At 58.5% G+C, this 9,069-nt stretch carries 12 protein-coding genes; 11 read left to right on the top strand and 1 reads right to left on the bottom strand.

The genetic code is table 11. From position 1 onward, the window contains the following. Positions 1 to 71: 71 nt before the first annotated feature. Entirely contained in the window at positions 72 to 890 is an 819-nt protein-coding gene (gene suhB / locus BK662_RS11395) for a type III secretion system regulator SuhB (RefSeq protein ID WP_123358119.1), read from the bottom strand. Positions 891 to 1,036: 146 nt separating this feature from the next. Here suhB and trmJ point away from each other — a divergent pair, with 146 nt between their 5' ends. From trmJ to ndk, 11 genes are all read left to right on the top strand, one after another. After that, the gene (gene trmJ / locus BK662_RS11390; protein WP_123358118.1) at positions 1,037 to 1,807 is read left to right on the top strand and encodes a tRNA (cytosine(32)/uridine(32)-2'-O)-methyltransferase TrmJ; all 771 of its coding nucleotides are present in this window, start codon (positions 1,037 to 1,039) and stop codon (positions 1,805 to 1,807) included. A 2-nt stretch (positions 1,808 to 1,809) separates the two neighbouring features. Beyond that, on the top strand, positions 1,810 to 2,586 hold the full coding sequence (cysE, locus tag BK662_RS11385; RefSeq protein ID WP_123358117.1) for a serine O-acetyltransferase: 777 nt from the start codon (positions 1,810 to 1,812) through the stop codon (positions 2,584 to 2,586). Positions 2,587 to 2,824: 238 nt separating this feature from the next. After that, positions 2,825 to 3,316, top strand: coding sequence for a Fe-S cluster assembly transcriptional regulator IscR (gene iscR / locus BK662_RS11380; protein WP_007903581.1), 492 nt, complete (start codon positions 2,825 to 2,827; stop codon positions 3,314 to 3,316). 50 nt (positions 3,317 to 3,366) lie between these two features. Continuing rightward, the gene (locus tag BK662_RS11375; protein WP_123358116.1) at positions 3,367 to 4,581 is read left to right on the top strand and encodes an IscS subfamily cysteine desulfurase; all 1,215 of its coding nucleotides are present in this window, start codon (positions 3,367 to 3,369) and stop codon (positions 4,579 to 4,581) included. A gap of 85 nt (positions 4,582 to 4,666) precedes the next feature. After that, positions 4,667 to 5,053: a Fe-S cluster assembly scaffold IscU gene (iscU, locus tag BK662_RS11370; RefSeq protein WP_003443374.1), complete on the top strand. Its 387-nt coding sequence runs from the start codon at positions 4,667 to 4,669 to the stop codon at positions 5,051 to 5,053. 34 nt (positions 5,054 to 5,087) lie between these two features. Then, positions 5,088 to 5,411 carry an iron-sulfur cluster assembly protein IscA gene (gene iscA / locus BK662_RS11365; RefSeq protein WP_007903589.1) on the top strand — a complete coding sequence of 108 codons (324 nt, stop codon included), beginning with the start codon at positions 5,088 to 5,090 and terminating at the stop codon, positions 5,409 to 5,411. An 8-nt stretch (positions 5,412 to 5,419) separates the two neighbouring features. Further along, on the top strand, positions 5,420 to 5,941 hold the full coding sequence (gene hscB, locus BK662_RS11360; protein ID WP_030129844.1) for a co-chaperone HscB: 522 nt from the start codon (positions 5,420 to 5,422) through the stop codon (positions 5,939 to 5,941). 51 nt (positions 5,942 to 5,992) lie between these two features. After that, positions 5,993 to 7,858 carry a Fe-S protein assembly chaperone HscA gene (hscA, locus tag BK662_RS11355; RefSeq protein WP_123358115.1) on the top strand — a complete coding sequence of 622 codons (1,866 nt, stop codon included), beginning with the start codon at positions 5,993 to 5,995 and terminating at the stop codon, positions 7,856 to 7,858. Beyond that, on the top strand, positions 7,858 to 8,199 hold the full coding sequence (gene fdx / locus BK662_RS11350; RefSeq protein WP_008014719.1) for an ISC system 2Fe-2S type ferredoxin: 342 nt from the start codon (positions 7,858 to 7,860) through the stop codon (positions 8,197 to 8,199). Before hscA ends, fdx begins: the two co-directional genes overlap by 1 nt. Before the next feature lie 14 nt (positions 8,200 to 8,213). After that, positions 8,214 to 8,414: a Fe-S cluster assembly protein IscX gene (gene iscX / locus BK662_RS11345; protein WP_123358114.1), complete on the top strand. Its 201-nt coding sequence runs from the start codon at positions 8,214 to 8,216 to the stop codon at positions 8,412 to 8,414. A gap of 202 nt (positions 8,415 to 8,616) precedes the next feature. After that, on the top strand, positions 8,617 to 9,042 hold the full coding sequence (gene ndk / locus BK662_RS11340; RefSeq protein WP_007916882.1) for a nucleoside-diphosphate kinase: 426 nt from the start codon (positions 8,617 to 8,619) through the stop codon (positions 9,040 to 9,042). Positions 9,043 to 9,069: the final 27 nt, after the last annotated feature.

Here is a 9,069-nt window from a genome sequence, read left to right as displayed (position 1 = left end):
CGTAAGGCTGCTCCACTTAAGTGAACAGCATTACGAACCAGTCGGGGCGTTTTCTTGAGGTGCTTTTGCGTTTAGCGCTTCAGCGAAGCTGGCAGGTGCGGCTGGATCGCCGTCAGTACTGCCTTGAAGCACTTGGTGTTGCCGGCGACGATGTGGCCTTTCTCAAGGAAGTCGTGACCGCCGGTGAAGTCGCTCACCAAGCCGCCAGCTTCCTGGATCAGCAGGGCGCCTGCAGCCATGTCCCACTCGGACAGGCCTGATTCCCAGAATGCATCGAAACGGCCGGCAGCTACGTAGGCCAGGTCCAGACTCGCTGCGCCAGCGCGACGGATGCCGGCGGTCTGGCCAACCAGGGCGCGGAACATGCCCAGGTAGTTGTCGAGGTTGTCCATCTGCTCGTCGCGGAACGGGAAGCCGGTACCCAGCAGGGCGCCGTCCAGGCTGGTGCGGCCGCTGACGCGCAGGCGGCGACCGTTCAGTTGGGCGCCGCGACCACGGCTGGCGGTGAATTCTTCCTGGCGAACCGGGTCCAGAACAACAGCGTGCTCCAGGCGACCGCGGTATTTGCAGGCAATGCTGACAGCGAAGTGAGGAATGCCGCGCAGGAAGTTGGTGGTGCCGTCCAGCGGATCGATGATCCACAGGTACTCTTCACCTTCGATGCCGCTGCCGGCGTGCATGCCGGTTTCTTCACCCATGATCGAGTGATTAGGGTAAGCCTTGCGCAGCGCATCGATGATTTTCTGTTCGGCGGCGCGATCCACCTCGGATACGTAATCCTTGGCGTCTTTTTCGTCGACCTTGATGGTATCCAGGCGCTCGATGGAGCGGAAAATCAATTCACTGGCGCTGCGGGCGGCGCGCAGCGCGATATTCAGCATGGGCTGCATGGATGTGTCACCTAAGGTTGTTAAAGAAAGCCGGGCATTCTATCAGAAAGTTTCTACAGGTGAAGGTCGGTGTTCGCTTTCATAGCTTAACGGTAGGATGAACTGTAAGATTCTGCTCCCTATTAAAGTGTTCGAGAGCGCCTCCCTTGCTGCAAAACATTCGTGTCGTCCTGGTCAATACCAGTCACCCCGGAAATATCGGCGGGGCTGCGCGTGCCATGAAGAACATGGGCCTGTCGCGGCTGGTGCTGGTCGAACCGCGGTTGTTCCCGCATCACGAGGCCGATGCGCGTGCGTCCGGCGCCGGTGACATCCTTGAAAATGCTCAGGTCGTCGCCACTTTGGAAGATGCCTTGGTCGGCTGCAATCTGGTGCTCGGTACCAGTGCTCGTGATCGTCGTATTCCCTGGCCGTTGCTCGATCCCCGCGAATGCGGTGTGAAGGTGGTGGTGGAGGCGGAGCAGGGTGCCGAGATCGCATTGGTGTTCGGTCGTGAAGATTCCGGCCTGACCAATGAAGAGTTGCAGCGATGTCATTATCACGTGCATATCCCATCAGACCCTGAGTTCAGTTCGCTGAATCTTGGGGCGGCGGTGCAGGTGTTGAGCTATGAAGTGCGTATGTCCTGGTTGGCGGCTGCAGGTCAGCCGAGCAAGGTCGAGAAGGATGAAGTGGCGTCCACCAAAAGTGGTGAGCTGGCGACCATGGATGAGCTGGAGCGATTCTATGAACACCTGGAGCAGACGCTGGTGGCCATCGAATTTCTCGACCCGGAAAAACCACGGCACTTGATGGCGCGTCTGCGCCGGTTGTACGGACGCAGCTCGGTCAGCCGGGCGGAAATGAATATATTGCGTGGCATCCTCACGGAAACCCAGAAAGCGGCCCGTGGCGAGCTTCTAAAGCGGAAGGATTAATGATGTTCGAGCGTTTGCGTGAAGATATTCAAAGTGTTTTCCATCGTGACCCAGCGGCGCGTAATGCTTTTGAGGTTCTGACGTGCTACCCGGGCATGCACGCCATCTGGATCCATCGCCTGTCGTCAGCGTTGTGGGGCATGGGCTGGAAATGGCTGGCGCGGCTGGTGTCGAATTTCGGTCGCTGGTTGACAGGGATCGAGATTCATCCGGGTGCCAAGGTCGGTCGTCGCTTTTTTATCGACCATGGCATGGGCATCGTTATCGGTGAGACCGCCGAAATCGGCAACGATGTCACTCTGTATCAAGGCGTGACCCTTGGCGGCACCAGCTGGAACAAGGGCAAGCGTCACCCGACTCTGGAAGATGGCGTAGTGGTCGGGGCGGGCGCCAAGGTGCTCGGTCCGTTTACGGTGGGTGCCGGGGCCAAGGTGGGTTCCAATGCCGTGGTCACCAAGGCGGTTCCGCCCGGGGCGACAGTAGTGGGGATTCCGGGGCGGATCATTGTCAAGTCCGATGAAGAGCAGGACGCCAAGCGCAAGGCCATGGCCGAGAAGATCGGTTTCGATGCCTATGGTGTCGGCGAAGACATGCCGGACCCGGTCGCTCGAGCCATTAACCAGTTGCTCGATCATCTGCAGGCTGTAGATGGTCGCCTAGAAGGGATGTGCGGGGCGCTGAAGGACCTGGGTAGCAATTACTGTGCGAAAGATCTGCCTGAACTGCGCGAAGAAGACTTTGCCTGTGTGAAGGACAAGGATCAGAGCCGGGCCAGTTAGACCGAGTCAACTTCATCGCGAGCAGGCTCGCTCCCACATTTGAAATGTGGTTTCCTGTGGGAGCGAGCCTGCTCGCGATGAACGATAACGCGCAATTGCTGGCTGTACGCGGCCAGCCTTTGCTATGATGCGCGCGCTCTTTTGCGGGTAAACCTGACTAAAGCACTAGGTCTTATAGTTGACTTAAATACTCGGGAATTGCATACTCGCCCCATTCCGAACTCCGTGGTAATTGTCCATGCGACTGACTACAAAAGGCCGATACGCCGTGACCGCCATGCTTGACCTGGCGTTGCACGCGCAGCACGGGCCGGTGTCCCTGGCCGATATCTCCGAGCGCCAAGGCATCTCCCTGTCCTACCTCGAGCAGCTTTTTGCCAAATTGCGCCGCAGCAATCTGGTGTCCAGTGTTCGCGGTCCAGGCGGTGGTTACCAGTTGTCCCGCGACATGCAGGGCATCCAGGTCGCCCAGGTGATCGATGCGGTGAACGAATCGGTCGATGCGACCAAATGCCAGGGCCAGGGTGATTGCCATCAAGGCGACACCTGCCTGACCCACCATTTGTGGTGCGATCTGAGCCTGCAGATTCACGAATTTCTGAGCGGTATCAGCTTGGCTGACCTTGTAACTCGCCGTGAGGTGCAAGAAGTAGCCCAGCGTCAGGACCAGCGTCGTTGCAACAGCAAGGCGCCACGCCTGGACAAGATTGAAGCGTCCGCCGTCGAATGACAGCCAAAGAGCTAGCGGCACGCCAGCCAGCCTGATTTAGGAGATAGTCCATGAAATTGCCGATTTACCTTGATTACTCTGCGACGACCCCGGTTGATCCACGTGTCGCGCAAAAGATGAGTGAATGCCTGCTGGTCGACGGAAACTTCGGTAACCCGGCGTCCCGTTCCCACGTGTTCGGCTGGAAAGCTGAAGAGTCCGTCGAGAACGCTCGTCGTCAGGTCGCTGACCTGGTTAACGCCGACCCGCGTGAAATCGTCTGGACCTCCGGTGCCACCGAGTCCGACAACCTGGCAATCAAGGGTGCGGCGCATTTCTACTCCACCAAAGGCAAGCACCTGATCACCACCAAGATTGAGCACAAGGCTGTCCTCGACACCATGCGCCAACTGGAGCGTGAAGGTTTCGAAGTGACCTACCTCGACCCTCGCGAAGACGGTCTGGTCACTCCAGAGATGGTCGAAGCTGCCCTGCGCGATGACACCATCCTGGTGTCGATCATGCACGTGAACAACGAAATCGGCACCGTCAACGACATCGCAGCCATCGGCGAACTGACCCGCTCCAAGGGGATCCTGTTCCACGTCGACGCCGCTCAGTCCACCGGCAAGGTCGAGATCGATCTGTCGGAACTGAAAGTCGACATGATGTCGTTCTCTGCCCACAAAACCTACGGCCCTAAAGGCATCGGCGCGCTGTACGTCAGCCGCAAGCCGCGTGTTCGCATCGAAGCGACCATGCATGGCGGCGGTCACGAACGTGGCATGCGCTCCGGCACCCTGGCGACCCACCAGATCGTTGGCATGGGCGAAGCTTTCCGTGTAGCCAAGGAAGACATGGCTGCCGAGAACGTGCGCATCAAAGCCCTGAGCGACCGTTTCTTCAAGCAGGTCGAAGGCCTCGAAGAGCTGTACGTCAATGGCAGCATGACCTCCCGCGTGCCGCACAACCTGAACCTGAGCTTCAACTACGTTGAAGGCGAGTCGCTGATCATGGCGCTCAAGGATCTGGCGGTTTCGTCCGGTTCGGCCTGCACCTCGGCATCGCTTGAGCCTTCGTACGTACTGCGTGCCCTGGGCCGCAACGACGAACTGGCACACAGCTCGATTCGCTTCACCTTCGGCCGTTTCACCACCGAAGAAGAAATCGACTACGCCGCGCAGAAAGTCTGCGAGGCCGTTACCAAGCTGCGCACTCTCTCGCCGCTGTGGGACATGTACAAAGATGGCGTCGACATTTCGAAAATCGAGTGGGCGGCGCACTGATATTCAAGTCGCCGCAACCGGGCCCTGCAAATCCACGATTGGCAGGGCTTCAAGAGCGACTCCTGATGAGTGAGGATTAAGAATCATGGCTTACAGCGAAAAGGTCATCGACCACTACGAGAACCCGCGCAACGTCGGCAAGATGGACGCGGAAGATCCTGATGTCGGCACCGGCATGGTCGGTGCTCCGGCGTGCGGCGACGTGATGCGCCTGCAGATCAAGGTCAACGAACAAGGCATCATCGAAGACGCCAAGTTCAAGACTTACGGTTGCGGTTCGGCGATCGCCTCCAGCTCCCTGGCGACCGAGTGGATGAAAGGCAAGACTCTGGATGAAGCAGAGACCATCAAGAACACTCAGCTGGCCGAAGAACTGGCCCTGCCGCCAGTAAAAATTCACTGCTCCGTACTTGCTGAAGACGCTATCAAAGCGGCCGTTCGCGACTACAAGCAGAAGAAAGGCTTGATCTGACTTTCAAGATTTGGCGACGAGTAAGGAGTCACCGATGGCTATCAGCATGACAGAAGCGGCTGCTCAACACGTGCGACGCTCCCTCAACGGGCGCGGCAAAGGTGAAGGGATTCGTCTGGGTGTTCGCACCACAGGCTGTTCCGGCCTTGCCTACGTGCTGGAGTTTGTCGACGAGGTGGTGGCAGAGGATCAGGTGTTCGAAAGTCACGGCGAGAAAGTGATCATCGACCCGAAAAGCCTCGCCTACCTGGACGGCACCGAACTCGATTTCGTCAAGGAAGGGTTGAACGAAGGCTTCAAGTTCAACAACCCCAACGTGCGCGGTGAATGTGGCTGCGGCGAAAGCTTCAATATCTGAGGCTGCTCGTGGGTACTCCTTGTCATTTCGCTTTATTTGAACTGCAGCCGAGTTTCCGTCTGGATCTCGAGCAGTTGGCCACGCGCTACCGTGAGTTGGCGCGCGGTGTTCATCCGGACCGCTTTGCCGACGCTTCCGAGCGTGAGCAGCGGCTGGCGCTCGAGCAATCCGCGAGCCTCAACGAGGCCTACCAGACGCTCAAAAGTCCCCCCAAACGCGCGCGCTACCTGCTCGCCATGGGTGGTCGCGAGCTGCCGCTGGAGGTCACGGTGCATGATCCGGAGTTTCTTCTGCAACAAATGGAGTTGCGTGAAGAGCTCGAAGACCTGCAAGACAGCGCCGATCTGGCGGGTGTCGCAGTGTTCAAGCGTCGCCTGAAGACCGCGCAGGATGAACTGAACGAAAGCTTCGCAGCCTGTTGGGATGATGCAGCGCAACGTGAACAGGCCGAACGCCTGATGCGGCGCATGCAGTTCCTCGACAAGCTCACCTACGAAGTGCGCCAGTTAGAAGAGCGCCTCGACGATTAACCCAGTGCCGCTCCGGTCGCACGCCTGATATACAGATAAGTCCTGATAACGATGGCCCTACTGCAGATCGCCGAACCCGGCCAAAGTCCTCAACCGCACCAGCGTCGTCTGGCTGTGGGGATCGACTTGGGCACTACCAATTCGCTGGTCGCTGCATTGCGCAGTGGTCTTTCCGAGCCTCTGGCCGACGCGCAAGGGCAGGTCATCCTGCCTTCTGCCGTGCGCTATCACGCCGATCGCGTCGAAGTCGGCGAGTCGGCCAAGCTGGCCGCCGCGTCCGATCCTTTGAATACCGTGCTGTCGGTCAAGCGCTTGATGGGTCGTGGTCTTTCCGACGTCAAGCAATTGGGCGATCAGTTGCCGTACCGTTTTGTCGACGGCGAGTCGCACATGCCGTTCATCGACACGGTGCAAGGCCCGAAAAGCCCGGTCGAAGTCTCCGCCGATATCCTCAAAGTGCTGCGTCAGCGCGCTGAAGCGACCTTGGGTGGCGAATTGGTTGGCGCGGTGATTACCGTTCCGGCCTATTTCGATGATGCTCAGCGTCAAGCTACCAAAGATGCAGCCAAGCTGGCCGGTCTGAACGTGCTGCGTTTGCTCAATGAACCAACCGCCGCCGCGGTCGCTTACGGTCTGGATCAGCACGCCGAAGGCCTGGTCGCGATTTATGACCTGGGCGGCGGCACCTTCGATATTTCGATTCTGCGCCTGACCGGCGGTGTCTTCGAAGTGCTGGCTACCGGCGGCGACAGCGCCCTGGGTGGCGATGACTTCGACCACGCTATCGCTGGCTGGATCATCGAGAGCGCCGGTCTGTCGGCCGATCTCGATCCGGGTACGCAACGTAATCTGCTGCAAACCGCGTGTGCGGCCAAAGAAGCCCTGACCAATTGCTCGTCCGTCGAAGTCGCTTATGGCGACTGGAAGGCCGAGTTGACCCGTGAAGCCTTCAATGCGCTGATCGAGCCGATGGTTGCTCGCAGCCTGAAAGCCTGCCGTCGCGCGGTGCGTGATTCCGGCATCGAGCTGGAAGACGTTCATGCTGTGGTTATGGTCGGCGGCTCGACGCGCGTGCCTCGTGTCCGCGAAGCCGTTGCGCACGCCTTCGGTCGCGAACCGCTGACCGAAATCGATCCGGATCAAGTCGTCGCCATCGGTGCCGCGATCCAGGCCGATACCCTGGCCGGCAACAAGCGTGACGGCGGCGAACTGCTGTTGCTCGACGTGATTCCGTTGTCCCTGGGGCTGGAAACCATGGGCGGCCTGATGGAGAAGGTGATTCCGCGCAATACCACCATCCCCGTCGCCCGGGCCCAGGACTTCACGACGTATAAAGATGGCCAGTCGGCCATGGCGATCCACGTACTGCAGGGCGAGCGCGAGTTGATCAGCGACTGTCGTTCCCTGGCACGCTTCGAATTGCGCGGTATTCCGGCGATGGTGGCCGGCGCGGCGAAGATTCGCGTGACCTTCCAGGTCGACGCCGACGGTCTGCTCAGTGTTTCGGCCCGCGAATTGGGTTCGGGCGTCGAAGCCAGCATCCAGGTCAAACCGTCCTACGGCCTGACCGACGGCGAAATCGCCAAAATGCTCAAGGATTCGTTCCAGCACGCCAACGACGACAAAGTCGCCCGCGTATTGCGTGAACAGCAGGTCGATGCCCAGCGCCTGATCGAGGCGGTGCAGGGCGCTCTGGAGGTTGATGGCGAACGCTTGCTCGACGCCGAAGAGCGCATGGTCATCGAATTGCAGATGCAGGAACTGACCGAACTGATGAAAGGCACCGATGGTTACGCTATCGAGCAGCAGACCAAGCGTCTGTCGCAAGTGACCGATGCCTTTGCTGCCCGCCGCCTGGACTCGACGGTGAAAGCCGCTCTGGCGGGGCGCAACCTGAATGAAATCGAGGATAACTGATGCCGCAGGTCATTTTTCTGCCACACGAGAAGTTCTGCCCGGAAGGCATGGTTGTAGAGGCTGAGCCCGGTATTTCCATTCTCGAACTGGCCCACGAACACCATATCGAGATGGAAAGCGCCTGTGGCGGCGTCTGCGCCTGCACTACCTGCCATTGCATCATCCGCGAAGGTTTTGATTCGCTGGAAGAGGCGGATGAACTGGAAGAAGACTTTCTTGATCGGGCCTGGGGTCTGGAAGCGCAATCGCGTCTAGGCTGTCAGGCGATCGTCGGGACTGAAGACCTGACCGTCGAAATTCCGAAATACTCGCTCAACCATGCAGCCGAAGCGCCGCACTGATTCAAGGAATCGACATGAGTCTGAAATGGGTTGATGTGCTTGAAATCGCGATCCAGCTGGCTGAAACCAAGCCAGATGTGGACCCGCGTTACTTGAACTTCGTCGATCTGCACAAATGGGTGCTGGCATTGCCGGAGTTCAGTGATGATCCGACCCGCGGTGGCGAGAAGGTGCTTGAAGCCATTCAGGCCGCCTGGATCGAAGAAGCAGAGTAGGAGCTGACGAGCGAAGCGAGGCTGCGATCTTTTTCAAAGCGACCTGAATCTCAAGCGCAAAGCAGAATCAAAGGATCGCAGCCTTCGGCAGCTCCTACAGAGGGCAGAGGTCGCGACCTTTACGCAGTTAGGCAATACCAAAGAACCCGCGTATAATTCGCGGGTTTAATTTTTCGCAAATTACCGTTTCTGGAGTTACACCATGGCTGTTCAACGTACTTTCTCCATCATCAAGCCTGACGCTGTTGCAAAAAACGTTATCGGCGAGATCACCACTCGTTTCGAAAAAGCTGGCCTGCGCGTTGTAGCTTCGAAACTGAAGCAACTGTCCAAAGCTGAAGCTGAAGGCTTCTACGCTGAGCACAGCGCTCGTGGTTTCTTCGGCGACCTGGTTGCTTTCATGATCTCCGGTCCGGTTGTCGTTCAGGTTCTGGAAGGCGAAAACGCTATCGCTCTGAACCGTGAGCTGATGGGCGCTACCAACCCTAAAGAAGCTGCTGCCGGCACCATCCGCGCTGACTTCGCTGATTCCATCGACGCCAACGCTGTACACGGTTCGGACTCCGAAGCCGCTGCCGCTCGCGAAATCTCGTACTTCTTCGCAGCTACTGAAGTAACCACTCGCTAAGCATTGGCTTAAGAGTGAAGGTGAATC

This window comes from Pseudomonas frederiksbergensis (genome assembly GCF_003732275.1).
Lineage (GTDB): Bacteria > Pseudomonadota > Gammaproteobacteria > Pseudomonadales > Pseudomonadaceae > Aquipseudomonas > Aquipseudomonas frederiksbergensis_H.
Note: the sequence above shows the minus strand (reverse complement) of the source record. Positions and strands in the feature narration are given on the sequence as shown.

What these genes read in the sequence shown, in the direction of transcription:
- fdx (WP_008014719.1), top strand. Translation starts at nt 7,858, where the DNA reads ATGCCGCAGGTCATTTTTCTGCCACACGAGAAGTTCTGCCCGGAAGGC.
- suhB (WP_123358119.1), bottom strand. Translation starts at nt 890, where the DNA reads ATGCAGCCCATGCTGAATATCGCGCTGCGCGCCGCCCGCAGCGCCAGT.
- ndk (WP_007916882.1), top strand. Translation starts at nt 8,617, where the DNA reads ATGGCTGTTCAACGTACTTTCTCCATCATCAAGCCTGACGCTGTTGCA.
- iscU (WP_003443374.1), top strand. Translation starts at nt 4,667, where the DNA reads ATGGCTTACAGCGAAAAGGTCATCGACCACTACGAGAACCCGCGCAAC.
- iscA (WP_007903589.1), top strand. Translation starts at nt 5,088, where the DNA reads ATGGCTATCAGCATGACAGAAGCGGCTGCTCAACACGTGCGACGCTCC.
- hscA (WP_123358115.1), top strand. Translation starts at nt 5,993, where the DNA reads ATGGCCCTACTGCAGATCGCCGAACCCGGCCAAAGTCCTCAACCGCAC.
- iscR (WP_007903581.1), top strand. Translation starts at nt 2,825, where the DNA reads ATGCGACTGACTACAAAAGGCCGATACGCCGTGACCGCCATGCTTGAC.
- cysE (WP_123358117.1), top strand. Translation starts at nt 1,810, where the DNA reads ATGTTCGAGCGTTTGCGTGAAGATATTCAAAGTGTTTTCCATCGTGAC.
- iscX (WP_123358114.1), top strand. Translation starts at nt 8,214, where the DNA reads ATGAGTCTGAAATGGGTTGATGTGCTTGAAATCGCGATCCAGCTGGCT.
- BK662_RS11375 (WP_123358116.1), top strand. Translation starts at nt 3,367, where the DNA reads ATGAAATTGCCGATTTACCTTGATTACTCTGCGACGACCCCGGTTGAT.